The sequence below is a fragment of the Paenibacillus sp. GCM10027627 genome, assembly GCF_042675505.1.
Classification (GTDB): Bacteria; Bacillota; Bacilli; order Paenibacillales; family Paenibacillaceae; genus Pristimantibacillus.
In genome coordinates this window covers 40,900-67,741 of the sequence record NZ_JBHTHB010000007.1, presented here as the reverse complement: position 1 = coordinate 67,741, position 26,842 = coordinate 40,900, and the positions used below count along the sequence as shown (strand labels likewise).

The window sequence follows — 26,842 nt, the reverse complement described above, 5'->3', positions numbered from 1 at the left end:
CTCAATTATACCGAGAAAGCAATGATTAAACGCCGCGCCAAGCTATCTTTTGGACAGCTTGTCCAGCAGCTTGCGGATCGACTCCTCAATCTCGCGCGAGCAGCTGTCATAGACCGATTGGGTACCGCCGAACGGATCGGCAATGTCGAAACTTGGAATTCGGCGCTCCAATTCCAGCAGGCGCTGCCTCTGCTGATCACTCAGCTGCTGGCCAAGCGCTCCTTTCATTTGAAGCTCCGTATATAGACCCTCGAGTTCCAGTATGTCTGCCAAAACTTTTTGGTCCTGATAGGCATACTCTTTCAGGGTAAATGTTTTCTCTACCGCTTCGGGATGCCAATGAAGCAAATCCCGCTTGTGGCCCGATGTCATCGTAAGAATGAGATCGGCCCAGTCAACAGCTTCGGACGTAAGCGCTCTGGAAACGCCCGAATGTTGAATATCCCGTTGCCGAAGCGCCGCAATCGAATTCGCGGATACCGGCAGTCCGTCGATAGTCGATACGCCCGCCGAGCGGACGGCTACGGTAACGCCTCTTTGCGAGGCCATATTTTTAAGATGAGCTTCCGCCATCGGTGATCGGCAAGTGTTGCCTGTACAAATGAATAAGATACGCTTCATAGCGCACGCCCTTTCTTTTGCAGGATATTCAAAAAATAAACACAACGCCAAAGACGAGCAAAATCGCTCCGCCGCAAGCCTCGCCGTATTCCCCGAGCTTACCGCTTACCTTTCTGCCGAGCAGTAGGCCAAGCATGGACATCACCCCGCCAAAAAAGCCGAACAGCAATATTGTAAGCCATAAATCGGCTGAAAACATCCCCATCGTCACGCCAACGGAAAAAGCGTCTATGCTGACGCTGAGAGCGAGTACAAACAAGCCTATCGAAGACCGGTAATCGAAGGCTCCCGCGTCTTCCCCTTTAAACGAGCTGTAGATCATATGCCCGCCGAGAAGAACGAGCAGCACGCCTGCGGCCGTAGTCGCTACATTTCCCAATAAGCCGCTCACCAGTTGACCCGTCAGCATGCCTCCCACCGGCATAACGATGTGGAATGCGCCGATGGTCAATCCCAGCTTCAATATATCCTTCAGCCTTATTCCTTTTAGGCCAATCCCAAGCCCAAGCGAAAAGGCATCGAAGCCAAGCGCCATCGCAATAATGAGCAGCGTTATAAACTGTCCAGCATACGCACTAGCATCCATACCCAATCTCTCCCCCATGTCCGCCCGCACTCTTTAACCAACATATGCGGACAGGAGGACAAACAGACTACTTGTCAGAGGAGCAGCGGGACGCAGGGGGCTGCTTCATTCGTTTTTTAAACTTTGACGAAACGGCCTCCGGCCGCCTTTTTCAATCGGTTCATCAATGCTCCGCCGATTCCGCCCGAAGGGGCCGATTCCGCCCAAATTCGTTCGATCCCGGCCTCGTCAAAAGCCCGAAGCATGGCGTACAGCCGGTGAGCCGCCTCCTCCAGCTTGACGGAGCTCCCGAAGTCGAGCACTAAATCCGCTTTATAATGGGAGAGGTTTTCACTAAAAGCGAGAACTCCGCAAGTTTGGCCGTTTCTTTGGGCGGCCTCGGTTTGCCCCGCTATATAAGCGGCGACGGCATCAGGCGCTCCATCGACAATGGCAAGCTCGCCCTTTGGAGCATAGTGGGTATATTTCATTCCTGGCGAACGGGGCTTCTCTGCCTCTTCTTCCGCATCGACCGCACCGATGAGCTCCACCTCCGGGAAGGCTTGCCGGATATCCTCTTCCGTCACTCCGCCCGGTCTCAAAATACGAACAGCTCCGTCCTCCAGTTCAAGCACCGTTGATTCCAAGCCGACCCCGGTTGCTCCGCCATCAATAATGCCCGCAATTCGTCCATCCAGGTCTTCGATCACATGGCTTGCTAACGTAGGGCTCGGCCTGCCTGAACGGTTGGCGCTGGGAGCGGCTACCGGACAGCCTGCAAGCTTAATCAGCTCTAGGGCGAGGGGATGATCCGGCATTCGAACCCCAACAGTAGACAAATTTGCCGTTACTAAAGGGGAGAGCACGCCTGAGCGAACCGGCAGCACGATCGTCAGCGGGCCCGGCCAAAAGCGGTCCATCAGCCGCTTCGCCAAATCCGGATAAGGCAGCAACAGCTCGTTCAACTGCTGGACGTTTGCAATATGAACGATCAGAGGATTGTCGGACGGCCTGCCCTTCGCCGCAAAAATGCCGGCAACAGCTTCGCTGTTTCTAGCATCCGCTCCAAGTCCGTATACCGTCTCCGTAGGGAAAGCGACAAGCCCGCCCTCTCTTAACACATCCGCCGCCGCTTGCAAGGACGGCTCCGACTGCTTGTTATGTTCGTTATGATTCCATTCTTTTGCTTCCCATATTGAAGTTGTATTTGCCATGTCTATTCAATCCTTGTTTAAGATCGCATTTATTCGTATCCTACTCATATACTTCGCTATTATAGCATATAACGGGCCTAATCCAACCGGGCTATAGCCAAGCTGCTAGCGGGGGAGGACCTTGTTCCTGACTAGTCAAAAAGGCGCCGCCCTCCCGATGAACGGTTGGAACTTAGCGCCTCTACTCTTTAGAACAAAGATTTGAACCATTTGATCAAAGAATCTATGAGTTCCACAAGAAAGAATTTCGCCTCTGGAGCTTCACCTTGTTGACCCGCTGCCGAATCGGCTTTAGCTTCCGATTTAACGGGTTCGGCTTTGGCTGCATTGTTCACTTGGTCGGCTTGCGCTGATGCGGCTGCCGTTTCCTTCTCTGCGGAAGCAGCGGACGCTTCTCCTGTAGTCGCATCGATGAAGCACAGCGGAGGGAACAGCACACACCACCAGTTTTGCCCTTTTCCTTCGCCGATCGTAACGAGCAGAGCTTCATATTCGCCTGCCGGATACACTTTGCTTCCGTACATTTTGGTCGGAAACTCTACCATGCCGAGCTTGGCGGACGAATCATAGGCGAATCCCCTGCTGGACAATACAGCCTGAACAATGGACTCCACTTCAGGTAGCTTCGACTGGATCGTTGCCCGCGCTTCTTCAATCGTCTGCGGCCCTGTAGCCCAGCTATTCATCGCTTTGACAATTTCATCGCGAACAATACGTTTAACCAACTGATCGGAAGGACTGTCGGAATTGGCCAAAATGCGCAGGCGGATCGCCTCCTCAGGAATGCCGCCTTCCACTACGGCAGCGTCCATTTTGCCCGCTTCCCAGCTCATAATCAAAACAAACAAAACCATTATAATTAAACCGTAAGATTTGCGGTATGGAATTCTATAGGGCTTAAAGGTTAACGAAGATGAACGAATAGGATATAATTGGGAATAAGTACGGGACATGACACAAGCTCCTCTCGCGCATCTGCCGATGCGTCTGCTTGCGTTCCGGAACGTCTCTATCCGTCATTATGTCCGCCTTGCGCTTTCTATAAACCTATTAGGCTATTAATTTTAAAAAATCATTTTGCGAGAGGAGGCTTGTTATGTTTTCCACGCCAATCTATGAAACTTATAAACCTTTTCTATTGAGTCTGGCCTACCGCCTGCTAGGCTCATTCAGCGACGCCGAAGATATTGTGCAGGATGTGTTCGCCGATTATTTTCAATTGGAGGACGGGTCCGTCGCCCATGAAAAAGCTTATCTCGCCCGGATGGTAACCAATCGTAGTCTTAACACGCTCGGTTCCGCGCGTAAACGAAGGGAAACCTACGTCGGCAATTGGCTGCCGGAGCCTACAGTCGCTTATGGAGCAGCCATTTCAGGCGACCCGGCAGCCCATTTGGAAAGAAACGAATCCGTCACCTATGCGATGCTCGTTATGCTGGAGCAACTAAGCGCCATAGAGAGGGCCGTTTTTATTTTGAGGGAAACATTCCATTTCGACTACTCCGACATTGCCTCTATTGTGGACAAATCGGAGGCCAATTGCCGCAAACTGGCGAGCAGAGCCAAAGAAAAACTCGGTACAGCTCCCGATACTCCGCCATTCCGTCATGCAAAAGCGGATGCGCTCGCCGAAGCCTTTATCCAGGCGGCAAATACAGGAGATACCGAATCGTTGATCGGTATGCTGAAGGAGGATGCTGTAATGGTGTCCGACGGAGGCGGCAAAGTGCGAGCAGCGATTTTCCCTATTTGGGGACGCGACCGGATTACGGCTTTTTTCCAAGGCTTATTTCGCAAAGGTACGCTTGGAAGTCATTATGTCCCTGCGATTGTAAGCGGGCAATCCGGACTGCTGCTGATGAACGAGGGCCTGCCAATCAAAGTGATGACGTTCGAATGGGATGCGAAGGGCGAGCAAATTGAAAAAATTTATTTCGTAGTCAACCCCGAAAAGCTGAATCATGTCACAAACGATAATCCTATTTTGTCTTAAAAGTATAGCCGCCAACAAGGACGGCATTACAAAGAAGACGGGAGAGGATTTACTATGCAAAACACTAAACAAACACGGATCAACTTATTTCAGGAATTGCCAAAAGGATATGAGGCTATGCTCGGCCTTGAAAAGTACGTAAGATCGTCCAGCCTGGAAAAAAGCTTATATGAGCTGGTAAAAATACGAGCTTCCCAAATAAACGGCTGTGCCTTCTGCATCAATATGCATACGGTGGAGGCACGTAAGGATGGCGAATCGGAAAAACGTATTTACGCTCTAAGCGCGTGGAGGGATACTCCTTACTTCACAGAACGCGAACAAGCGGCGCTTGCCCTAACGGAGGCCGTAACGCTTATCTCTCATAACCATGTTCCAGACGAGGTGTATAACGAGGCAGCCCGCCACTTTAGCGAGCAAGAGCTCGGAGATTTGATTCTGGCCATCGTAACGATTAACGGCTGGAACCGCATTGCGATTGCAACCGGCCGGATGCCGGACTAAGCGGAACGGTAAAAACGTAATAAAAAAAGAGTTGCCTTGGAAGATCGTTTGAACTGCGGCCCCCATGCGGGTCGCAGTTCATGTCTTCGGGCAACTCTTTTTTGATCAAGAGCCAGAGCGCACGGCAATGATATGCCGCTCAATCCCGCTATAGTCGGTTATGATCCGAATTTGATCCCAAACGCCCATTTGCCGCATCAGCTCCGCCACGATGCGCGGCTGCCCAATGCCAAGCTCGAACGCCACGATGCGCGGCATGGAAGCTAGCAGCGGCAGCTGCTCCAGCATGCGGCGGTACGGGTCCAGCCCGTCCGCCCCGCCTTCCAGCGCGAGATGCGGCTCATAGTCCCGCACCTCGCGCTGCAGCCCCTCCATATCCGCCGACGGAATGTACGGCGGATTGGACACTAGAACGTCGACGCGCGTTCCGCCGTCGACGGCAGTTCCGCCGCGCCCCGATGCAATGAGGGGCGCGAGCAGGTCGCCCTGCGCGAATGCGAGGCGGCCCGCCGCTCCATGGCGGGCCGCATTCGCGCGGGCGACCTCAAGCGCGTCCGGCGACAGGTCGGACGCGCACACGCGCCAGCGTGGACGCTGCGCAGCAAGCGTCACGGCGATGGCGCCGCTGCCGGTGCCGACGTCGAGTACCGTCGGCACGGCAGCGCCCCCGGCGATGGCAACTCCGTCTTCGGTTGCCATTGCCGCTTCGACAGATCCACTCCCCGCTTCGGTTGCCATTCCCGCTTCGGTCCCTTTGCTCTCTCCACTCAAACCTTCGGCCGTTTCGAGAAAATGAGTCTCCGCTCCCGCAGGCCATAACCGATCGGCCTCCTCCATTACCGCCTCTACGAGCAGCTCCGTTTCGGGCCGCGGGATCAGTACGGCAGGCGTCACGGCAAAGGGACGCCCGTAAAACCATTCCTCGCCGATCACATATTGCAGAGGCTCGCCAGTCGATCGACGGCTGACAAGCTCCACCCATTGCTCGCCTTTATCCTCCGGGAAAGGGTCATGCCACGCCAGCAGCAAGGCCGCGCGATCGAACCCCAGCACATGCATAAGCAAGCGCTCAGCATGATGGCGGCCGTCTTCAACCCCTTGCTCCGTAAGCCAGTCTCCGGCGCGGTCCCGCACCTGCCGCATTGTCATTGGCAAAACAAACCAGCTATGCCTTGCACGCGCATCGTTTTCATTCATTCCCGGTATTCCTCCTTCACCTTTGTTGCTAATAAATAGAACCCGCTGCAATAAAAAAAGCCAGACAGCCCCCGCTGTTATTAGCAGCGCGCGGCAGTCCGGCCTATTCACAAATTAGCTTCCCATTCCTTCGCGTTCCATCAAATCCGCTTGCTCTGCAATCGAGAGCGAAGAAATGATATCGGCGATGTCCCCGTTCATGACGGAATCCAAACGATGAAGCGTCAAGTTGATACGATGATCCGTTACGCGGCTTTGCGGGAAGTTGTACGTGCGAATCCGCTCGCTGCGGTCGCCCGTTCCCACTTTGCTCTTGCGCTCTCCGGCATACTTCGCTTCTTCCTCTTGGCGTTTAATATCATAGATCCGGGCACGAAGCACTTGAAGCGCCTTCGCCTTGTTGTCGTTCTGGGATTTTCCGTCCTGACAAGTCGCCATAATGCCGGTTGGCACATGAAGGACCCGTACGGCCGATTTGGTCGTGTTGACGGACTGACCGCCCGCGCCGCTGGAGCAGAACGTATCGATCCGAATATCTTTGTCCAAGATTTCAACTTCCAAATCTTCAATCTCCGGCATAACCGCAACCGTCGATGTCGACGTATGAATGCGCCCGCCGGATTCCGTAACCGGAATACGCTGTACGCGATGCGCACCGCTTTCGTACTTGAGCTTGCTATACGCGCCTTTGCCGTTGATCATGAACGTAACCTCTTTGAAGCCTCCGAGATCGCTTTCGCTGTAATCCATCAGCTCTACGCGCCAGCCTTGGGCATCCGCAAACTTCGTATACATGCGGTACAACTCGTAAGCGAACAAAGCCGCTTCGTCCCCGCCTGCAGCGCCGCGAATTTCCACGATCACGTTTTTGTCATCGTTAGGGTCCTTCGGCAGAAGAAGAATACGAATCTTCTCCTCCAGCTCCGTTTTGCGAGTGGACAGTTCCTCAATTTCTTCTTTTACCATCTCGCGCATTTCATCGTCCAGCTTCTCGCCCTGCATCAGCTTGGCGTCATCCAGCTGCTCGGAAACCTGCTTATATTCCGTATAGGCGTCAAATGCCTCTTGTAAATCGGACTGCTCCTTGGATAGGTCTCTAAGCCGCTTCGGATCGCTGGCCACGTCCGGATCGCAAAGGAGCTCGCTTAGTTTCTCATATCGGTCGGCGAGTGCTTGTAATCGGTCAAACACGTTTAGTCACCTCTGTTTATTCCTTTAAGATATACAATATTATATCACAACGTTTAAAGTGTATCGACAATCGGTTTTTAACAATGACTTCTCTTCATATTTTATCCACAAATCGCCACAAAAATATCCACAACTTTATACACAGGCTGTGCACATCTTGTCCACACTAAACTTTTCCAAGTAAAAAGAACGCCGGAAGCCGCCTTATGCGAAGCGTCCCAAACGTTCTTCCACAGCCCGTACTTGGGCTCCATTTGTGTTCTATACGTTAAAACGGAAATGCATAACATCGCCGTCGCGCACAACGTAATCTTTTCCCTCAAGTCTCAGTTGACCCTTCTCGCGAGCAGCCCCCATCGAGCCGGCAGCAGCCAGATCGTCAAAGGATACAACTTCCGCCCGAATGAAGCCACGTTCAAAGTCGGTATGGATAACGCCTGCCGCTTGCGGCGCTTTCGTGCCCTGGCGAATCGTCCAAGCGCGAACTTCCTGTACGCCAGCCGTAAAATACGTGTAGAGGCCAAGCAGCTTATAAGCCGCGCGAATCAAACGGTTAAGACCGGATTCCGCCATGCCCAGCTCTTGCAGGAACATTTCCTTATCCTCGCCTTCCAGCTCGGCAATCTCCGACTCCACTTTTGCGCTAATTGGAACCACTTCCGCGCCTTCCTCTGCCGCAAACTTGCGGACGATTTGAACATATTCGTTAGCATCGGAATTGGCAGCTTCCTCTTCGCTTACATTCGTAGCGTAAAGAACCGGCTTCATCGTCAGCAAATGCAAGTCGCGCACAAGCAGCTTCTCGTCTTCCGTCAGCTCCAGGCTGCGGGCAGGTTTATCATTGTATAGAGCTTCTTTCAGACGCTCAAGCACTTCCACCTCTTGAGCTACCTTCTTGTCGCCGCCCTTTAAGTTTTTGCGCGAACGCTCGATCTTCTTCTCAACGGAATCCAGATCGGCCAAAATCAGCTCCAAATTAATAACGGTAATGTCGCTGATCGGATCTACTTTGCCCGCGACATGAGTAATATTCTCGTCCTGGAAGCAACGAACCACGTGTACAATGGCATCCACTTCGCGAATATGAGCCAAAAACTTGTTGCCAAGCCCTTCGCCTTTGCTCGCTCCCGCTACAAGTCCGGCAATATCTACAAATTCAAATGCGGTAGGAACGATGCTTTTGGGCACAACAAGCTCTACCAGCTTGTCCAGACGCTGGTCCGGCACCTCAACGACACCTACGTTTGGATCGATTGTACAAAATGGATAGTTTGCCGATTCAGCACCAGCCTGCGTAATTGCGTTGAACAAAGTCGATTTGCCGACGTTTGGAAGACCGACGATCCCTGCTTTCAAAGCCATGTATGAGACACTCCCTATTATCCGAAAAGTAAACAACTCCCGTCATTATACCCCAGCCGCCCCCACATTGAAAGTGCCAACCGTTTCCCTCCCCCGAATGCCGGCGTCCGCTCTGGCTATACTATTCGAAGCAAGGAGGTGAACTCAGCAATGGAAAATCAAAACCATAAAGGAAACTACAAAGGCACGACCAACATGAAAGCCAAAAACCAAGACATGGCGTTTGTGAACGACAACGTAGAAGATGCAAAATCGGTTACTAACTTCTCCAATAAAAAGAAGGACAATGATTAGATTAATGATTGATATCGCAAAATAAACAAAAGAAACCACGCTTAACAACTGTGGTTAAGCGTGGCACATTTATTTTTATGACAAAGAGACCTGATATGAAAAGTTTCTAACTGACCGTGTAACTTCTTTCATTCGATCTTTCAAAATCGTTAAGAACCGTGTTAATTATTTCACCATTTGTGATCTGGAACTTAAATTTATAAAATATTTTTTTAGTTCCGGTCGATCTAGCTATATCGGTCGGTACTCTCACATCAAAATCAAAATTAATGCCGTCATTTTCTGAATTCAGCTTATCGCCGCTTTTCAATGATAGCTTATATCCACGTAGAGAATTGCCGAATACAAGATTGTTGTCAGAAACCTTTGTATGATAATTAATGACATTTCCACTTGAACTCGTCGATTTGTAAGTGAAGGCTCCAAAAATAGCAGCAGCGGATTGAAAGGCTGTTCCAATAGGCAAAACCCCAACCAATGCGGCCCAATTAACCGCTATTGATCCGCTATTAACTGTTGCATCACGATCAACCCGACTTATTATGTTCGAATTACCTGCAGCAAGGCCTACTTCTACAGATACATTCCTTAAATCCCATCCGTCTCCGGTACTGTGCAATTGGATAACATTTGTAGACGCTACATACATGTATTGTGCTTCTGTCACGATCCTCAAATCAATTGTCCCTGTTTTTACTGTAGAAGTGGAGATAATCGTATCCGGTGCTGTGCTAACCAATGACCATTTCACTAATTTTGTCCACCGATTACCTGTTCCGACAGGATGCTCAATGGTCTCCCGATAATAACCATATGAATCATCGCTATATCGATTAGTGCCAACAAGAGTGAAAGCGGTAATAGGTACTCCTGGTACTGGAGATGTTAATGACGCAATTACCGCGTTTTGCGTTTCATTTTTATTTAAAGAATTATTTAATTGAATTTTATCCGTGTAATCAAAAAACCAACTTTCTAAATGAATAAGCTTGTCAATCACTTTCGAATCCAATTTCGCTGTTGTAATTGCTGTATTTTTTACCTTGTTAAGATCCACTTCACTAGGCAAGCTTTCTTCGATATAAATAATTTGATTAGTGCTGGTGTTCTTTAAAGCCAGCTTCAAAACCGGTTGATTGCTCAAATGTTGATTCATCGGAAGCAGCAAGTCGTAAATGGCTCTCTCTTCGATTACAAAACTTAAAAACTGAAGTTCAGAGAGTGCTTCAAAATCTATAGTGATGGAATTGGCTCCTTTAAGCAATTCGCTGTGAGAGGAATAGACCGTTCCTTTTGCAGAAAGATTAAATGTCTGTCCATCCAGCTTTACGTTCAAGTTTATAGAAGCAGCTGCGTTGTCACTCTTAAAACTAGTAATGCTAACGAGATCCTTTACTCGATCACTCTCAGATACGGTTCTTATCTTTCCATCATAAATAACGCCAGACAAAGACTTGCCCTTTAACGGAGAGGCTGATACGGAATGAACGGGTAATAAGATAATTGCAAGCATCAAAAGAGAAATAATAGAACGATTAATCATGAATAGTACCTCCATTTTCTAGGATGATTTTTATAAAATGCTTGTGATTCGAACATTCACCTCCAAAAATTCCGAATTTCACTACACCCATATGTTATCATATATCCTATTATTTGGAAACAAATTTATGTAGTAGAGTGAGAGGTTCCTCTTAAACAAAACTCCTGAACAAAAAAATGCACCTCTGCAATGAATGTAAAAGAGGTCATTAGACCGCTTCTACTATTCATCATAGAAGTGCATTTGTTGAAACTAATGGCTAGACGATTAGCCCTTTACAGCGCCCTCTGTCAAACCTTGCTCGATATACTTGGAAACGAAAAGGTAGACGATCAGTACCGGAACGACTGTCAGCGCGACCGCTGTAGCCATCAAACCGAAGTCTGTACCGTATTGGGAGCTGATCTCAGCCAGCAAAGCTACGATCGGACGAACCGATTCTTTGTTAACGAAGATCAGGGACGAGAACAAATCGTTATACGACCACAAGAACACGAAAATCGACGCCGAAGCGAAAGCCGGTCTTGCAATCGGAAACAGAATTTTAACAAACATCGTCCAGCGGTTACAGCCGTCGATGAAGGCTGCTTCTTCCAACTCTTTCGGAATAGTGGCCATGTAGCCCGCCAATACCAAAATCGCAAATGTCAGATTGCCTGCCGTCTGCGGGAAAATAAAGCCGACATAAGTATTAACAATTTTCCATTGGATCAGAAGCTCATAAATCGGAACAACCGTAGCAAAAGCTGGAATCAGCAAGCTAGCGTATAGAATGGAAAACAGCACTTTTCTACCGCGGAACTGGAAGCGGGAAAGAACGTAAGCGGCAAGACCGCCGAACAGCAACACAAGCAACACGCTGCCACCGGACATGATCAAGCTGTTCAAATAGCTTTTTCCAACGTTAATCCGGTCAAATGCAGTTTCATAGTTGATCAAAGTCGGATTAAAGGCAATTTTAAACGAACTGTTCATAACGTCGCGGGAAACTTTAAACGAGTTATTCACAATCCAGAACATGGAGTAAATCGTCGTTAGAGCCCAAGCAAACAATACAGCATAAACGGCAGTCATGCCTAAGCTGAATTTGCTTCTTCTCTTCACTTTATAGACTTGTTGCGCTCCTTTAACTGATTGCATAAACGTACACCCCTAATACCAGCTTAGTATGTGATTTCATCTCTTTTAAGAAGACGGTTCGCGAGCAGAGACAGCAGTACGCCGAATACTACGATGTAGATGGCAATCGTCGAGCCGTAACCGAAGTTTTGGTCGACCAAAGCTTTTTTGTACATGTAAGTACCGAGTACTTCCGTACCGTTTTGTCCGCGTGTCAGGACGAAAATAAATTCGAACACTTTGAGCGTACCTGTAATTGCCAGTGTAATAACAACTTTGATATCGCTCATAATAAGCGGAATCGTCAGCAGGAATGTTTTCTTAACGCCTGTGATGCCTTCCAGCTTAGCCGCTTCGTAAAAGTCGGATGGAATCTTGGACATTGCGGTCAGGAACAGTACGAAGTAGAAGCCTACATAATGCCAAACAGTCGGAATGGCTACAGCTTTCAGCGCCATGCTTTCATTGAGCCAGTTTATTTTGTCTAAACCAAGGTTTTGCAAAAGCGTATTGAGCAAGCCGAATTGAAAATTATAGAACAGCACGAACAGCAATGCGATCGCCGTACCGGAGATGACTACCGGGAAGAAAAATACAGTCCGGAAAAAGCCCTTGCCCCAAGTAATATTGTCTACAAGCACAGCAAGCAACAACGCAATGCCAACCTGGAATACGATAACATACAGCATCAATTCCAATGTATGAAGCGTAGCAGCGCCGAGCAGTTCGTCTGAGAACATTCGCGCGTAATTGTCAAAGCCTACAAATGTTTTGCTCGTAAATCCTTTAGTTCTGAAAAAGCTCAAGTAAATACTTTTGAAAAACGGGTAATACAGGAAAACCGACATAAACGCCGCCGCAGGCAGCAGAAACATCAAGATATACTTGCGATCGCCCTTCATCATTTATCACCTTTGATGTTTATTTTTCAACGCAAGGTTTGGAAATGATGACGCCGCCCTTGAATCAGAGGGGCGGCGACTATCATACGGTTGCGTTACCTAGTTGAATCGATTTGTTGCTTATTACTTGCTGTTTGCAAGCTCGATTTCGCGAGCCGCTTCAAGCGCTTCTTTAGGAGTTTTCTTGCCTGTAACAACTGGCTGGATGTTCGCACGGATTGTGGAGAACGTCTCAGGAGTCAATTTGGAGTCAACTGGAGCTACAACTGCAGTTGCTTCGGATACCATTTTGAAACCGTCAAGAACCGCTTGTGTCAAACCTTCAGGTTGTACGCCAGCTGCTGCAGGAGTACCGCCGTTAGCTTGAGAGATGTTCTTGATTGTTGCAGGGGAAGTCAGGTGTTTCAACAAAGCGATTGTAGCTTCTTTTTTAGCTGCATCGTCGAAAGCTGCTTTGGATACGTAGAAACCAGTACCAAATCCGCCTACAACTTCTTTGCCTGTGCCTGCGCCGCCTGGGATAGCAGGGAAAGGAAGAACAGTTGTGTTAGCTTTAGTGTCGTCTTTCAGACCGCCGATAGCCCACGATCCTTCAAGAACCATTGCTGCAAGACCTTCGGAGTAGTAGTTAGCTGCCATGCCAAGGTCGATTGTTGCAGCGTCTTCTGGGAATGCGCCAAGATCATACAGTTCTTTCATAGCTGCAAGACCTTTCTCCCAGTTTGGATCGATGCCGTCTTTCAGACCTTTTGCTTGACCTTCTGCACCAGCTGCTGCAAGCACGAAGTGCTCGATCAGGTAGTGGGATTGGTCAAATGGACCGGACAAAGGAATGATTCCTTTTGCTTTGAATGCAGTTACAGCTGCTTTCAATTTCTCCCAGTCAGTTGGAAGCTCAACGTTGTTGTCAGCGAAAAGCTTTTTGTTAACAAGAAGACCTTCGAAGAAACCTGTCAAAGGAATAGCATATGTTTTGCCGTCTGGCGATGCTTTCTTAGTGAACTCAAGAGCTGCTGGAGCGAAACCGTCTTTCCATGCTTTGTCAGCGTCAAGAACTTCGTCAAGAGCTGCAACTTTACCGGAGTTGATGATTTCGTTAGCGTCAGCGCCGACGAAGTAGAACAGCAAGTCAGGCTCGTTGCCGCTTGTCATATCTGTGTTTACTTTTGTTCTGAAGCCGTCGTCGTTTGCAGACATTACGTCGTTGTTGATTTTTACATGCGGGTTAGCTTTCTCGAACTCTGTAAGAGCGTTTTGGAAAGCTTCACGAGCCGCGTCAGTTCCTCCGAATGTGGAGAATACGCGCAGGTTTACGTTTTCTGGAGCTTTGGATGGCTCAGACGACTCGGATGGCGATGCGGATGGCGTAGTGCCGCTGTTTTTGTTGCCGCCGCCGCAAGCTGCCAGGAACATCGTCATCATGAGAACCAAGCTAAGTAGCGTCAATGCTGATTTCTTCACTTTGTAAATCCCCCTTAGTGTTATTAGGACCAATATTCGGGTAGTATGCCCACAGTCCAATTGCCCTACACTCAAAATGTTAGGACAAATAGACTGGTTGGTCAACGGCTTAAGGGGCGTTTTCGGGGGGACATTCCTCTAATTCAGTGGGGGACATTCATGTGAAAATGAGGGGGACGTTTCTCTGAAAAAAGGGGGAAATTTATAGCATAACAAAAGGAGCGATCCCCCGGCTGGAACCGCCCGCTCCTTATTCACTCTATTCTAATATATCCAATTAAATGCGCAAAGGCGTTTCCGACAGCTCCGCCCGCTTCTGCAAATACCTGAAAAACGCAATGGAGGCCTCGGCTCTCGTCACTTTTTTGTTGGGCAAAAACTTGCCTTCCGATAAACTCATGATCTTCAGACCGACCGCGATCGCCGCCTGGCCTTTGTTCTGAATATCCGCGGAATCCTTGAATTGTACCCTGAACAAGTGGTCGTAATTGGCAAGAGAATTGTATCCCAGAGCTCTGACTACAAGCTCCGCAAGTTCGTCGCGAGTTACGCTTTCGTTCGGCTCAAAGGAGCCGTCGCCGATATCAATCAAGTTTTGCTCCAGCGCACTTTCAATATAGGCGAAATAATCGGAGTCAGCGGCTACGTCCTTAAAGGATTCAGCTTTTCCATTATAGAGGCCGCCGCTTGTCAAGGTCGTAAAATAGCCTCCTCCGCGAGCCAGCACCAGCATTTTGATCAGCTCGCCCCGCGTAATGAACTGGTTCGGACGGACCTTTCCATCCTCTAGGTCCAAAGCCTTATAAGCGACCATTAAGTTTAAAGGCTCCTCCGCCCAATGGCCTTTAGCATCTACCGCCTTTGGAAGATCGAGGCTTGTTTCCCCGCCTGTGCTCGCGCTATGCCATTTCCCGCTTGCCGCATCCAAAACGACCTCTTCATGCAAAGTTTTCGGCACAAGCTGATACACCAGCTCCACTTTGGAGCTGTCGACGGCATCTGTTTCTTTTATCTGACCTGAAATAAGCAAGTCTTCGTACATTTGACGAGAAATATTTTTTCCGCCTACCGAATATTGCCGCAGCAAACGATACGTTAACTGTAGGTCGTAATAATTCAAAAAGGACTCCACCGCTTGCGCTTCTCCAACAACCGCAGGAAGCTTCTCCTCATACACATATTCTGAAATACGGGACTCGAAGTTGCTTACTTTACCGGTTAGAGCATCAACAGAAACGCGAATATAGTCGTATTGCACGGTTGCCCCATTTATCTTATGGAGGAATGACACGCTGTATTGCCCGATTTGCTCTGGCTTTCTTCCGGCATATAGCTCAGCATTCGGCGTCTCCGCATATAATTCGTCACTTAGCCAAGGAAGCTGCTTCTTCACCGTCTCTTCCGCCGTCTTAACGGCCTGATCCAGCGTGATGCCCGCGCCGCCTGAGCTTTGCTCTTGTCTATAAGCATAGCTGCTGTATACGGTCACAGCGCCTGTATTCCCGTCCACAATCGCATATATGCCCCCAAGTTCCATGCCGTTCTTTTCTAAAATCCAGGACAGCTGCCAAGTCGTCTTCTTGTTCCCTGCCTCATCTGTACTTTCACTAAAGCTTGCCTCGTTCAATTTCATTCCGGACGGGATATCGAACGCTTTTTCAACGGCGGCAACCGCATCGTTCTCCTGCACCGTTCCTCTTTTCGGCGGGGCAGACAACGGCTTCTCCGTTAGCGGAGTTTTTGAAACTGTGCCCGTATAGAAGTTGTAAGGATCAGACTGAAGCGGCTTTCCCGATACGGCATCGATCGTAATGGCAGGCAAATAATAAGTCAGCCTCGGCTTCTTTTGCCCCTCATTGTCCAGCGGTCTAATATACAGCAGCTCCGGATCGGCCTGTTTCCGAATGTCCTCCAACGCTTGTTTGGTCGACCTCGGATTTGCCGTTTTAGGGAATGGAATCGTATGATCCCAGTTTAACGAGAATCCAACTACATGTCCTTCGCTATTCACAGCAACGTTTATGTAATTTTCAACGAATAATAAGCCGCTCACAGCCCGGTCAAATTTTAGCTCATGCCTAACCTCTCCCGTCAGAGGGGGCAAAGCGCTCACCCCAAAACGGTTATTCAACACGATTTGAGGAACGTAATCCTTCGCAATCTCTTTAATAAAGCCAAGCGCAATCGCCTCGGCCCCTTTCCTATCCACCTTCAATGGATAAGACGGTTTCTGGTTCTCCTCTCCGCCATTCGCGGAAAAACCGATCAATTGACCCTTTTCGGCATCAATAGCAGCATGAATCGAGCCTTTGTTTTTCCCGTTTGCTTTCTTGACGAATTGAAATTCCCATACGCCTTGTTTGCCGGCATGAAGCTTGCGCGTCGAATAACTGGAATACTCCAGCTTGTAGTCATCGGGAATACGGACATATTGTCTGGCCAGTTTCTCTGCTTGTTCCGATGAAAAAGCAGCGTCGACCGGCTTGCTTTCCATTTTCCCCGTTTCTTCTTTGCCTTGTGCTTGCGAAGCCGCAGCCGCTTGACCCGCGCCGTCCGTCGCTTGCGCAAACGTCGTCTGACCCGATCCTGATGCCGCCCCGGCCGGAACCGTCCAAGCCCCTGCCAACATGGTGACCGCTAGCAATGAAACCAATCTTCTTTTCGCATTCCCTTTCACTTCGCTACCCCCTCAAAAATATGTAAATTTCTACCTAATATAGACGTGACTTTCTTTTATTTGTTGCATAGGACAGACGTTTCACATAAAAAAATACCGCCAATCCTTCGGCCTTGGCCGGGGGATTGGCGGTATTGCTACATTTGATGGGATAAAGGGTTGCTCTTACAGTTGGTTGGAAATTTTAGCTTTCAAAGCATCTTTGCTTTGCAAACCGACCATTTTGTCAACCGGCTGTCCGTCTTTGAACAGGATCAGCGTAGGAATGCTCATTACGCCGAATTGGGATGCAAGCTCAGGCTCTTCGTCCACGTTGATTTTCGCGATAGTCGCTTGGCCTTCGAGCTCAGTGGAAAGCTCCTCTACGATTGGAAGCTGCATTTTGCAAGGTCCGCACCATGGCGCCCAGAAATCAACCAGGGATACGCCGCTTTCCACGCTTTGCGTGAAAGTTTCTTTAGTCAATGCTACTGCCATTTCAATCATCCTCTCTAATCTTCATATATATGATGAAGGGATACCCCGACTCATCAATGCTTAACAATCGCAAGCGTGAATTTGCTTAAGCACATCGCCGATTGTAATTCCGCTGAAATGTGTCTCAAGCTGCTTCTCCGCCGAGCAAAAAATGCCGAACATCACTTGGTTCATGTTCGACCCAACTACGCAATCCATACCCGGGTCTCCCGAACACCAGCTCGGAATAAGAGAGCCTTGAGCCATTACGCGGTAAATATCGGCCAGCGTTACTGCTTCGGGCTCAAGAGTAAGCCGGTAGCCGCCGCCGGAACCTTCCCTGGTTTCAACGTAGCCGCCGCGGCGCAAGCCGCTCATGACTTTTCTGACACGGGCAGAATGAGTGCCTACATTGTCGGCAATCATGTCGCTGCTTGCCATCTTCTCCGGCAAGTAAGCCAAATAGACGAGACTGTGTACGGCAATCGTAAATTCGCTATTCACGGTATGCAAGCCTCCCTGCTTTATACTGTAATAATATCCGTTACAGTTGGAATTGTCAAGCGCAGGAAGCCCGGTTCACGATTAGATTGCGAAACGGCTGCTCCGCTTATTCCGGGACGGGCCGTTGCAATTATTTTACCCCTCTTTGTCATGAATGAACCTGTCCCTCGAATATATATGAAATGATTCTCCAAGCCGAATTTTTCAATGACATCAAGGAGGTGAACGGAGTGGCTTGGTTTTGGGACCCATGGGTGGCGGTAAGAACTGAGGGCGGCTTGAAAGCCGACGATATCGATCGCCTGCACGCTATATTTCTGAACAACGGCATTAAATCCAAAGTGACGGATGAAGGCGAGACGCTGAAAAGAATCCATGTTCTTAAAAAAGATATTGTGAGAGCAAAGGAGCTGATCGACGTCTTCGATCAGGAGCGTTAGCAAAATAGATGGCATGGCGGCGGCGCTTAGGGAGCGTTGCCGTTTTTGTTGTTTCTGTTAATGCGCAACTATTAATAGCCTTCTTGCGTTCTAACAATTGTGACTTCACTTCCATAACGAGGAAAGGCAGGACTAAACAGGATGATGACGCATCCCTCACAGCAGCTCAAGAAAGATCATATTCCAGAGCTACAGCTTGTCCGCGCAATTGCGATTCTCGGCGTCCTAACGGTGCATGCCAGCGCTGCGGCCACCATAACCATGAAAGATTCCGCCTATTTTTTCTTCTACAATTTCGCAAACATTTTTATGCGTTTCGGCACGCCTACTTTTATTCTTCTAAGCAGCTTCGTTTTATTTTACAGCTATTACAACAGGCCTTTGGATGGAAAACTGCTCGCCGGGTTTTATAAAAAAAGACTGCTGTACATCGTAATTCCTTATATCGTGTTCTCCGCTATTTATTTTATTTATATTAAGCTTTCCAACCAGCTTCCTCTCTTTACTGCGAAAGCTCTTGAAGAGTTTCTGGACAAGCTATGGAAGGGAGAAGTGTACTCCCACCTTTATTTCGTATTCATCAGCATTCAGTTCTACTTGCTTTTTCCTTTGCTCCTCTGGGCGGCCAAGCGCTGGCCCCGCATCGTCTACGGCTTTATTCCATTTGGATTCATCATTCAGTGGGCTTTTGTGCTGCTCGTTTACTATAAAAAGATTGAAATCCTAAACAAGGGCAGCTGGTCGCTTTCTTATTTCTCCTTCTTTTTTGCAGGCGCGTTTCTCGGCATCTTTTTCCCAAAACTAAAGGGCTGGTTCATCATCGCCAAAGGAAATTTGTCCGCCGCACGAGTGACGGCCTGGATTTTTCTAATCGGAGCATGGCTGATCGCCGCGCTTGCCCATGTTAAAATTTATTTCGACGCTAGATTATACGGAAAAATTTATCACGGCCTTCTATATGAGTTACTTTGGAATGCACACGCTCTCTTTTCGGCCCTTACGGTCATTCTTCTTTCCTTCTGGCTTTACCGCAGCATGCCGAACTGGATCAATAAGCCGTTATATCGTCTCGGCCAGCTTTCGTTCGGCGTTTATTTGATTCATATTCTATTTTTGATGCTTTACGAAAAATATGTGCCGATATCCGGCACCGCCTGGATCGGGCATTTGAGTTATTTCGGCAGATGGGCCGTGATGCTCGTTGCTTCCTCGCTAACGGTGGCACTTGCGGCGCGTTTTCTGCCGTTCTCCTGGGTGTTGTTCGGCAATGTGCCTAAACCGGAGGGGCTGCTTCCTGCAAAAACAGATTTAGCGCCTCATTCCGGCAAAAGCAGAAGCAACAAAGCGGCTGTCATTTCCGCTTCCGTCCTGCTAATTGTTATTGCGACGGCTGCGGCCGGCTATTCCTATATTCGTTCTAATGAAACGGCAAACAACCATGAGCGGCAGCAATTGCTCACTGTTGCTTCGGCCCCGGAGATTAAAAGCAACTACGATGTCATTGTTGCCGGTACCGATCCCGAAGGCATCGCCGCTGCGATCTCCGCCTCCCGAAACGGACTGAGCGTCCTTCTCGTCGACGGGAAAAATCGCGAGCTATTGGGCGGTCTGATGACCGTGGCCGGGCTCAATACGCTTGATCTCAACTATTCGCCGAAAAAGTCTGCCGTTCCGGGCAAACATATCTTTTTGAACAAGGGCATTTTTCAGGAATGGTACGATCAAGTAGAAGGCACTTCCTTCGACGTCCATACGGCGGCCAACGTCTTCTACAGCATGGTGAAAGCGGAGTCGAACATCGACCTTCTAATGAAAGTGCAGTCGATGGAGCCTATTACAGAAACCGTTAGCAGCGAGACAACGCTCGTCAAGGGATTACATATCGTTCAGGAAGATGGAACAGAGCTCAGCGTAGCTGCTTCTTCCGTCATCGACGCAACGCAAGACGGCGACATCGCCGCAGCTGCGGGAGCTCCGTTTACGCTCGGACGAGCCGACATCGGCGATCCGGAAGCGCAAATGGCCGTCACTCTCGTCTTTGCTTTAAAAGGCGTAACCCAGAAAATTTGGGATTCTTTCGACGATCGTGGGGCGGCTGGCATCGACAGTATGAGCGGCTGGGGATTTTCCGAAGCGGGTAAATATGTATCCTCCAATCCCGAACGGGTCAAAATGCGCGGACTCAACATTGGCAGACAAAATGACGATACGATTTTAATCAACGCCATGCATATATTTGGAATCGATCCGCTTGATCCGGCAAGTTTGGAGGAAGCGCTCGAAATCGGCAGGGCGGAGGCGCCGCGTATTGTCGATTATTTAAAAACAGCTATTCCAGAATTTAAGACACTGGAGTTTGCCTACACATTCGATGAGCTTTATGTTAGAGAATCGCGGCATATTCAAGGCGAATACCGGCTGACGATAGCGGACTTGCTGGACAACCGCGACCATCCCGATGCCGTCGCTTACGGCTCATATGATGTCGATATTCAAGCATCCAGCAACACGGACGGCGGGTTCGTGCTCTATTCGCCAAAACAATACGGCGTGCCTTTCCGCTCGCTTGTGCCGCTGGAGGTTGACGGCCTGCTCGTAGTCGGGCGAGCCGCCAGCTTCGACTCGCTGCCTCACGGCAGCGCGCGGGTGATTCCGCTCGGCATGGCTGCGGCGGAGGCGGCTGGAGCAGCGGCGAAGCTGATTTCGGAAAAAGGCGTCACCTTCCGGGAGCTGTCTCATTCGGAGGAGCTAGTTAGGGAACTTCGGTCCAGATTGACGGAGCAAGGAATGGACCTTGCCATGAACTCATTTGAAGAGCCCTATTACAAATCGCATAAGGCGTACAACGGTCTGGTAGCGGCAGTCAGCATGCTCATGACAAGCGGCGACCACAACAATAAGGCGTTTGAGCTAGACGGAATGTCGAACGCAGAACGTATCGTAAACAGCATGTACCGGGTCAAAAAGCAGCATCCCGACTTTTTCAAAGGAGATCCGGCCATTGCCGTTGACGGCATGACCGATTCGGAGAAAAAACAGCAGCCGCTTTCCTTGGAGCAAGCCGTCAAAACGATTGCCAGCGCCATCGGCGGCGAACAAGCCTCCTCTCTGGATCTAGCCGAAATGAAAAAACGCGGCTGGATCAAAGAAGAGACGCTTTCCTCCATCACGGATCAAGCGGCGATGACCAACGGAGAGTTTTTCCTCCTGCTGCGGGATGTCATCGAATATTACGCAGGCGTCGTTTACAAATAAGATTGAGGATGAAAAAAGCGCAGCTCCTTAGGCCTAAAATGCCTTGGACGCTGCGCTTTTTGTTTTATTGATTTCTTGCACCCTATAAAGCCTCTTGCAAAAGCTCCTTCAACGTCTCTTCCAGCGCCGATAGGAATGCTTCCATCTCCTCGTCCGTCCCGACGCTTACGCGCAAGTATTGGTCGATGCGAGCGGAAGCAAAGTAGCGGACGAGCACGCCTTTGTCACGAAGCTTTTGAAAAATGTCCTTCGCCGAGGCAACGGGATGCGAAATGAACAGGAAGTTGGCTTTCGACTCCGTTACGCGGAAACCTAAATCCTCCACCGCCTGCATAACCCGATCGCGAGTCCGAATGACCTTTTCCGTTGTTTCGCGGAAATGCGCCTCATCCTGAAGCGCAGCGACCGCCCCATAAATAGCCAGCCTGTCCAGCGTATACGAGTTGAATGAATTTTTAATACGGTCGAGCCCGTCGATCAATTCCTCAGACCCAAACGCCAAGCCGACGCGAAGGCCCGCAAGCGAACGCGATTTGGATAAGGTTTGGATGACCAGCAGATTGGGATAAGTATTCACAAGGGAAACCGCCGACTCTCCGCCAAAGTCAATGTAGGCTTCGTCGACAACGACCACCTGGTCGGGATTGCGCTGGAGCAAAGTGACGATATCCGCTAGAGGAAGCAGCTTGGCTGTCGGGGCGTTTGGATTGGGCAAAATAATGCCCCCATGCTCGCCCGCAAACTCGTCCAGCGGAATGTTGAAATCATCATCCAGCGGAATAAGTTTCGGCTGAAGATCGTACAGCTTCGCATATACTTTATAAAAACTATAAGTAATATCAGGGAATAGAAGCGGCTTTGCCGGGTCAAAAAACGCTGCAAACGTAAAAGCGAGCACTTCATCCGAACCGTTGCCGACAAAAACCTGCTTCGGGGACAAGCCGTAATAACGCGCCGCTTCCTGCACCAAAGCATCGGAGGTCGGATCAGGGTAAAGCCGCAGATCGTCGCTAGCCGCAGCGGCAATCGCCTGAAGCACCTTTGGGGATGGAGGGTACGGGTTTTCGTTCGTATTCAGCTTAATGTACGATTTGTCCTTTGGCTGCTCTCCTGGAACATAAGGCTCAAGCGTTCTCGCAAGCGGACTCCAAAACTTGCTCATTGTGTTATCTTCCTCTCTTCATGTAGGGTCTGATCAGCAGCAAGCCAATCCATGCCCCAGCCGTGTTTAAAATAATATCGTCGATATCAAAGCTGCCGACCTTAAGCAGCATTTGCATCAATTCTACGATCCCTATTAGACATACGCAGGCGATAATAAGCCAAAACCCGTTGCTATATCGTGTATGAAGCAGCGGCATAAAGATGCCGATCGGAATAAACAAGACGAGATTGCCGAACAAATTTTTGAACCAAATATCAAAGTTGAAATGGTCGCGGTGTACGATATATCTTTGAATAGTGTCGAACGGAACCAGATTGTACGCGTAGCCATCCAGTAAATATCGTCCTCGCAAAAATAAAAGATAAAGCATAATAATGGCGTAAAGGGCGGCTATGACGGAAACCGCCAAATTAAAAACGACGCTTTTGCTATAAGCCTTCCGAAAGACGGGTACCACCTCTCTCTCCCCTTATTCCGATTTCCCCTCGTCTATCCGCTTGCCCGCAATGACCAGATCCCGTTCCATCCCATCCAGAATGGCAACGCGGGGAAGAAGTCCCCATTGCTGAAACCCATGTTTGCGCAACAGCGCTAGACTAGGCTCGTTATGTCCAAATACAAAGCCGAGCAGCGTCGTAATTCCGAACTTAGAACCTTCTGCTACCGCCTTTTCGATCAGGACGGAGCCCAGTCCTTGTCCTCTATAAGCTTCCGCTATATAAATACTGATTTCGGCCGTCGCTTGATAGGCCGGCCGACCATAAAAGGATTGAAAGCTGAACCAAGCTCCGATTTCCCCATTTTCCATACGCACGACCCAAATCGGCCGTTTGTCCGGGGAATGGGCGTCAAACCACGCTTTCCTGCTCGCTGCCGTAGCCGGCTCCAAATCGGCCGTCACCATGCGGCTTGCGATCGTTGAGTTATAAATCGCCACGATTGACTCCAAATCGGACAGTTCTGCATCTTCTATTTGATAGGCTAGACCCTTCATCTCTGCACCTCTTACACTTTCTCTTTTCGCCAAATAGTTCTGGTAGTCTTCCGGCGTATTTAAATTAACAAGACCATCCTCTTGCGGAACCGCATCATCGATAGAAACAGCATATGCGTGTTCGCCTTGCAGGAGAGACATGACCCGAAGCTGGCGCTCTTCCAACGCATCGCGAACCCGCTCCGCCATATCGGTATGATAGAGAGCATGAAACGGCTGTCCATCCGGATGAACAACAAGGGCATGAGCCTCTTCCCGCAGCTTAGCCGTTAGCTTCTCCAATAGTTGAACCGATAGAGAAGGCATATCGCAAGCCATCACAAAGGCATAACCGCACGGCATGGAGGCTAATCCCGCATGCAGCCCCGCAAGCGGGCCTCCGCCGGGATAATGATCGCTTACAAACCGGATGGAGTGCGACGCTTTGCCTAACATGTCCCTGTAAAACTCCGCGCGCTCCTCTGTTCCCGCAGCGATCGTAACATCCAGCATAAGCTGCTGCATGGTCCTAACCAACCGCAACAGCAAGGGTTGTCCGTCGACGATTAGCCGCGCCTTGTCCGTCCCCATCCGACTGCTTCTTCCGCCAGCCAAAATCAATCCATGAAACGGCCAAACCTTTGTTGCGGACATACGCCGCACCTCCTCCGCTAAAAAAAGCAGCCTGCCAAGCGGGATGCTTGACAGGCTGCTGCCCCAGCGCAAACGGCGCCGAATGAGAAAGAACGTCCGGCTGCATGTTTTGCGATGTAAGACTAGGCGATGCCCGGCAAACTTAGGCTGGCCATCCTCCAAGCATTCCGGCGCCGATGCTCCGCTTAAGCTTTGGCAGGGTCGAACGAACTTTTGAGCGATACGATACGGTTGAACACCAGCTTCTCCGGCGCAGATTCTTTTGGATCAACATTAAAGTATCCGTGACGGAAAAATTGGAACTTGTCTCCGCCCGCGGCATCCTTCATGTTCGGCTCTACAAAACCTTGCTCCAGCTGCAGCGAACGCGGATTGATACGCTCCAGGAAAGAAGCGCCTTCCTCTTTGTTCTCGTCTGTAATGAGCGGTTCGTACAAACGGAAGTCGGCAGGAACCGCCTTAGACGCCTCCACCCAGTGGATCGTTCCTTTTACTTTACGCTCGTTGAATCCGCTGCCGCTTTTCGTTTTTGGATCGTAGGTGCAGCGAAGCTCCACTACCTCTCCGTTCTCATCCTTGATCACTTCTTGGCAGGTAATAAAATACGCATGCTTCAGCCGCACTTCATTGCCGGGGAACAAACGGAAATATTTGCTCGGCGGGTTTTCCATAAAGTCGTCTTGCTCGATATAAATTTCGCGGGAAAACGGGATTTGACGCGTACCCATTTCCTCGTTCTCCGAATTGTTCTCCGCCTCCAGCAGCTCCGTTTGCCCTTCTGGATAATTCGTAATAACGACTTTCAACGGACGAAGAACCGCCATCGTACGAAGTGCCTTCAGCTTCAAATCCTCGCGGATAAAATGCTCCAGGTTGCGCTCGTCGACAACGCTGTTGCTTCTCGCTACCCCGATTTCGCGGCAGAACGTGCGAAGCGATTCCGGCGTATAGCCCTTGCGGCGCAGCCCGCTGATCGTCGGCATGCGGGGATCGTCCCAGCCGTCGACCGCTCCTTCGTCGACAAGCTGCTTCAAGTACCTTTTGCTCATGACGGTGTTCGTTACATTAAGCCGTGCGAATTCATATTGGCGAGGAACCGATTCCATCTCGCATTCGGCAACTACCCAATCGTACAGCGGACGATGATCCTCAAATTCCAGCGTACAAATCGAATGCGAGATTCCTTCGATCGCATCGCTGAGCGGATGAGCGTAATCGTACATCGGATAGATGCACCAAGCGTCTCCCGTACGGTGGTGATGGGAATGGGAAATCCGGTAAATGACGGGATCGCGAAGCGAAATGTTCGGCGAGGCCATATCGATCTTGGCGCGCAGCACCCGCTCTCCGTCCTTGAATTCGCCCCCGCGCATCCGCGCGAACAAATCGAGATTCTCTTCTACGCTGCGGTCGCGGTAAGGGCTGTTTTGGCCCGGCTCTGTAAGCGTTCCGCGAGACTCTCTCATTTGGTCAGGCGTCAGATCGCAAACGTAGGCTTTCCCCTTTTTGATCAACAGAACGGCTCTGGAATACAACTCTTCGAAATAATCGGAAGCGAACCGAAGCTCATCCCACTGGAAGCCGAGCCACTTTACATCTTCTTTAATCGCATTTACATATTCCGTATCTTCTTTGACCGGATTCGTATCATCAAATCGGAGATTCGTCTTGCCCTTGAACTCATCGGCGAGCTCAAAATTGAGGCAAATCGATTTGGCATGGCCAATATGCAAATATCCGTTCGGCTCTGGCGGAAATCTTGTAATCACTTCCTGCACGCGGCCGCTCTTCAAATCTTCCACGACAATATTTTTAATAAAATTTGAGGATGATGTCTTGTTATCCACTGTATTCTCCATCGCGACCAACCTTTCCCACGGTAAATAGTTATCCTTTTATAATACACAAAATTCATTCAAAATACACTCGAATAAGCCGCTAGAAAGCGATAGAAATAAGCGTTAACGCACATTTTCATGAAAAGCAGCAAAAAGCAAAAAAGGTTGTTCTTAAGTTATTCTTAAGTTTTATTAAAATCTTCTCACATTCAACACGTAGCTACATTTTCCAGTTAATATGTTCCTTAGTGATGACAGACTACATAATGCCTAATTCCCTATCGGGAAACGGGGGAACCACTCTGGGTGAATTGATTTCGACGTTCTGCATAGGACGCCTGAGAAATCATAGGGAACCTTCAACCGAACCCCACAGCTAACCTCGTCGGCACCGGAAGGAGCTCCATCAAGTGAAGAAGAAAGTCAGCGCAATTCTGGCAGGACTCGCACTTCTGCTGGCGTTTCAGGTTGGAAGCGTGTTCGCAAGCGCCTCCAAAATGGACGGAATTATCGATGGCCTGATCGGAATCGATTACAACTACGGCGGAACGACAACAAAAGGTTTTGACTGCTCCGGATTTACGGGTTATGTGTTCAACAAAATGAACATCGACCTTCCGCGCAGATCGGTAGACCAAGCGGGTGTCGGCAACAAAGTAGCAAAGGCCGAAATGCAGCCAGGCGACCTTGTGTTTTTTGACACAAGCGGCAAGAACGACGGCGGCATCTCTCATGTCGGCATTTACGTTGGAAACGGGAGCTTCGCTCACTCTTCCACTAGCAAAGGCGTAACGATCGACAAAGTGGACTCCTCCTATTACAAATCGCGTTTCGTAACGGCACGCCGCGTAATGGACGAGAAGCAATTTAACACTTATACACAAGCATCCGAATAGCAACAAAAGAGAAGAGGC

Annotated in this window: 24 protein-coding genes, 1 pseudogene and 1 riboswitch; of the genes and pseudogenes, 6 read left to right on the top strand and 19 right to left on the bottom strand. The window is 49.5% G+C overall.

Annotation, left to right across the window (positions count from 1 at the left end; genetic code table 11):
• Nucleotides 1-42 precede the first annotated feature (42 nt).
• From ACFQZE_RS21435 to spoIIR, 4 genes are all read right to left on the bottom strand, one after another.
• Nucleotides 43-621 (bottom strand): low molecular weight protein arginine phosphatase, encoded by a 579-nt coding sequence (locus ACFQZE_RS21435; RefSeq protein ID WP_379360901.1) that lies wholly within the window; start codon nt 619-621, stop codon nt 43-45.
• A gap of 28 nt (nt 622-649) precedes the next feature.
• Entirely contained in the window at nt 650-1,207 is a 558-nt protein-coding gene (locus tag ACFQZE_RS21430; RefSeq protein ID WP_379360899.1) for a manganese efflux pump MntP, read from the bottom strand.
• A gap of 116 nt (nt 1,208-1,323) precedes the next feature.
• Nucleotides 1,324-2,400: an L-threonylcarbamoyladenylate synthase gene (locus ACFQZE_RS21425; RefSeq protein ID WP_379360897.1), complete on the bottom strand. Its 1,077-nt coding sequence runs from the start codon at nt 2,398-2,400 to the stop codon at nt 1,324-1,326.
• A 188-nt stretch (nt 2,401-2,588) separates the two neighbouring features.
• Nucleotides 2,589-3,353 (bottom strand): stage II sporulation protein R, encoded by a 765-nt coding sequence (spoIIR, locus tag ACFQZE_RS21420; protein ID WP_379360895.1) that lies wholly within the window; start codon nt 3,351-3,353, stop codon nt 2,589-2,591.
• A gap of 143 nt (nt 3,354-3,496) precedes the next feature.
• On the opposite strand from spoIIR, the gene ACFQZE_RS21415 reads away from it, so the two are divergent.
• Nucleotides 3,497-4,393 carry an RNA polymerase sigma-70 factor gene (locus ACFQZE_RS21415; RefSeq protein WP_379360893.1) on the top strand — a complete coding sequence of 299 codons (897 nt, stop codon included), beginning with the start codon at nt 3,497-3,499 and terminating at the stop codon, nt 4,391-4,393.
• A gap of 54 nt (nt 4,394-4,447) precedes the next feature.
• Nucleotides 4,448-4,897, top strand: coding sequence for a carboxymuconolactone decarboxylase family protein (locus ACFQZE_RS21410; RefSeq protein ID WP_379360891.1), 450 nt, complete (start codon nt 4,448-4,450; stop codon nt 4,895-4,897).
• 105 nt (nt 4,898-5,002) lie between these two features.
• On the opposite strand, the gene ACFQZE_RS21405 is transcribed toward ACFQZE_RS21410, so the two are convergent.
• From ACFQZE_RS21405 to ychF, 3 genes are all read right to left on the bottom strand, one after another.
• Nucleotides 5,003-6,094 carry a N5-glutamine methyltransferase family protein gene (locus ACFQZE_RS21405; protein ID WP_379360889.1) on the bottom strand — a complete coding sequence of 364 codons (1,092 nt, stop codon included), beginning with the start codon at nt 6,092-6,094 and terminating at the stop codon, nt 5,003-5,005.
• Between the two features lie 114 nt (nt 6,095-6,208).
• On the bottom strand, nt 6,209-7,285 hold the full coding sequence (gene prfA, locus ACFQZE_RS21400) for a peptide chain release factor 1 (RefSeq protein WP_379360887.1): 1,077 nt from the start codon (nt 7,283-7,285) through the stop codon (nt 6,209-6,211).
• A gap of 261 nt (nt 7,286-7,546) precedes the next feature.
• On the bottom strand, nt 7,547-8,647 hold the full coding sequence (ychF, locus tag ACFQZE_RS21395) for a redox-regulated ATPase YchF (protein WP_379360885.1): 1,101 nt from the start codon (nt 8,645-8,647) through the stop codon (nt 7,547-7,549).
• 150 nt (nt 8,648-8,797) lie between these two features.
• Here ychF and ACFQZE_RS21390 point away from each other — a divergent pair, with 150 nt between their 5' ends.
• Nucleotides 8,798-8,941: a hypothetical protein gene (locus tag ACFQZE_RS21390; RefSeq protein WP_379360883.1), complete on the top strand. Its 144-nt coding sequence runs from the start codon at nt 8,798-8,800 to the stop codon at nt 8,939-8,941.
• 106 nt (nt 8,942-9,047) lie between these two features.
• On the opposite strand, the gene ACFQZE_RS21385 is transcribed toward ACFQZE_RS21390, so the two are convergent.
• The 7 genes from ACFQZE_RS21385 to ACFQZE_RS21355 form a co-directional block, all read right to left on the bottom strand.
• Nucleotides 9,048-10,484 (bottom strand): hypothetical protein, encoded by a 1,437-nt coding sequence (locus tag ACFQZE_RS21385; protein ID WP_379360881.1) that lies wholly within the window; start codon nt 10,482-10,484, stop codon nt 9,048-9,050.
• Nucleotides 10,485-10,751: 267 nt separating this feature from the next.
• A complete protein-coding gene (locus tag ACFQZE_RS21380; RefSeq protein ID WP_379360879.1) occupies nt 10,752-11,624 on the bottom strand; it encodes a carbohydrate ABC transporter permease in 873 nt (290 codons plus the stop codon).
• A 23-nt stretch (nt 11,625-11,647) separates the two neighbouring features.
• Nucleotides 11,648-12,508: a carbohydrate ABC transporter permease gene (locus ACFQZE_RS21375; protein ID WP_379360877.1), complete on the bottom strand. Its 861-nt coding sequence runs from the start codon at nt 12,506-12,508 to the stop codon at nt 11,648-11,650.
• Nucleotides 12,509-12,628: 120 nt separating this feature from the next.
• On the bottom strand, nt 12,629-13,966 hold the full coding sequence (locus ACFQZE_RS21370; RefSeq protein ID WP_379360875.1) for an ABC transporter substrate-binding protein: 1,338 nt from the start codon (nt 13,964-13,966) through the stop codon (nt 12,629-12,631).
• 277 nt (nt 13,967-14,243) lie between these two features.
• Nucleotides 14,244-16,643, bottom strand: a complete 2,400-nt coding sequence (locus ACFQZE_RS21365; RefSeq protein WP_379360873.1) for an S-layer homology domain-containing protein — start codon at nt 16,641-16,643, stop codon at nt 14,244-14,246.
• A 165-nt stretch (nt 16,644-16,808) separates the two neighbouring features.
• Nucleotides 16,809-17,120 (bottom strand): thioredoxin, encoded by a 312-nt coding sequence (gene trxA / locus ACFQZE_RS21360; protein WP_379360871.1) that lies wholly within the window; start codon nt 17,118-17,120, stop codon nt 16,809-16,811.
• 60 nt (nt 17,121-17,180) lie between these two features.
• Nucleotides 17,181-17,603 (bottom strand): RrF2 family transcriptional regulator, encoded by a 423-nt coding sequence (locus ACFQZE_RS21355; protein ID WP_379360869.1) that lies wholly within the window; start codon nt 17,601-17,603, stop codon nt 17,181-17,183.
• A 230-nt stretch (nt 17,604-17,833) separates the two neighbouring features.
• On the opposite strand from ACFQZE_RS21355, the gene ACFQZE_RS21350 reads away from it, so the two are divergent.
• Together ACFQZE_RS21350 and ACFQZE_RS21345 are read left to right on the top strand one after the other, a co-directional pair.
• Entirely contained in the window at nt 17,834-18,043 is a 210-nt protein-coding gene (locus tag ACFQZE_RS21350) for a hypothetical protein (protein WP_379360867.1), read from the top strand.
• Nucleotides 18,044-18,184: 141 nt separating this feature from the next.
• The gene (locus ACFQZE_RS21345) at nt 18,185-21,298 is read left to right on the top strand and encodes an FAD-dependent oxidoreductase (protein ID WP_379360865.1); all 3,114 of its coding nucleotides are present in this window, start codon (nt 18,185-18,187) and stop codon (nt 21,296-21,298) included.
• Between the two features lie 82 nt (nt 21,299-21,380).
• On the opposite strand, the gene hisC is transcribed toward ACFQZE_RS21345, so the two are convergent.
• From hisC to ACFQZE_RS21320, 5 genes and pseudogenes are all read right to left on the bottom strand, one after another.
• Nucleotides 21,381-22,460 (bottom strand): histidinol-phosphate transaminase, encoded by a 1,080-nt coding sequence (gene hisC, locus ACFQZE_RS21340; protein WP_379360863.1) that lies wholly within the window; start codon nt 22,458-22,460, stop codon nt 21,381-21,383.
• A 4-nt stretch (nt 22,461-22,464) separates the two neighbouring features.
• Nucleotides 22,465-22,920: a VanZ family protein gene (locus ACFQZE_RS21335; RefSeq protein WP_379360861.1), complete on the bottom strand. Its 456-nt coding sequence runs from the start codon at nt 22,918-22,920 to the stop codon at nt 22,465-22,467.
• Between the two features lie 12 nt (nt 22,921-22,932).
• Complete coding sequence (locus tag ACFQZE_RS21330; protein ID WP_379361146.1) at nt 22,933-23,457, bottom strand: GNAT family N-acetyltransferase; 525 nt, start codon at nt 23,455-23,457, stop codon at nt 22,933-22,935.
• 153 nt (nt 23,458-23,610) lie between these two features.
• Nucleotides 23,611-24,090 (bottom strand): annotated as a pseudogene (gene mobA, locus ACFQZE_RS21325) (molybdenum cofactor guanylyltransferase); the annotation flags it as partial.
• Between the two features lie 185 nt (nt 24,091-24,275).
• Entirely contained in the window at nt 24,276-25,949 is a 1,674-nt protein-coding gene (locus tag ACFQZE_RS21320) for a glutamine--tRNA ligase/YqeY domain fusion protein (protein ID WP_379360859.1), read from the bottom strand.
• Between the two features lie 236 nt (nt 25,950-26,185).
• Nucleotides 26,186-26,334, top strand: a riboswitch (cyclic di-AMP (ydaO/yuaA leader).
• Between the two features lie 4 nt (nt 26,335-26,338).
• On the opposite strand from ACFQZE_RS21320, the gene ACFQZE_RS21315 reads away from it, so the two are divergent.
• Nucleotides 26,339-26,824 (top strand): C40 family peptidase, encoded by a 486-nt coding sequence (locus ACFQZE_RS21315; protein ID WP_379360857.1) that lies wholly within the window; start codon nt 26,339-26,341, stop codon nt 26,822-26,824.
• The last annotated feature ends 18 nt before the right edge of the window (nt 26,825-26,842 follow it).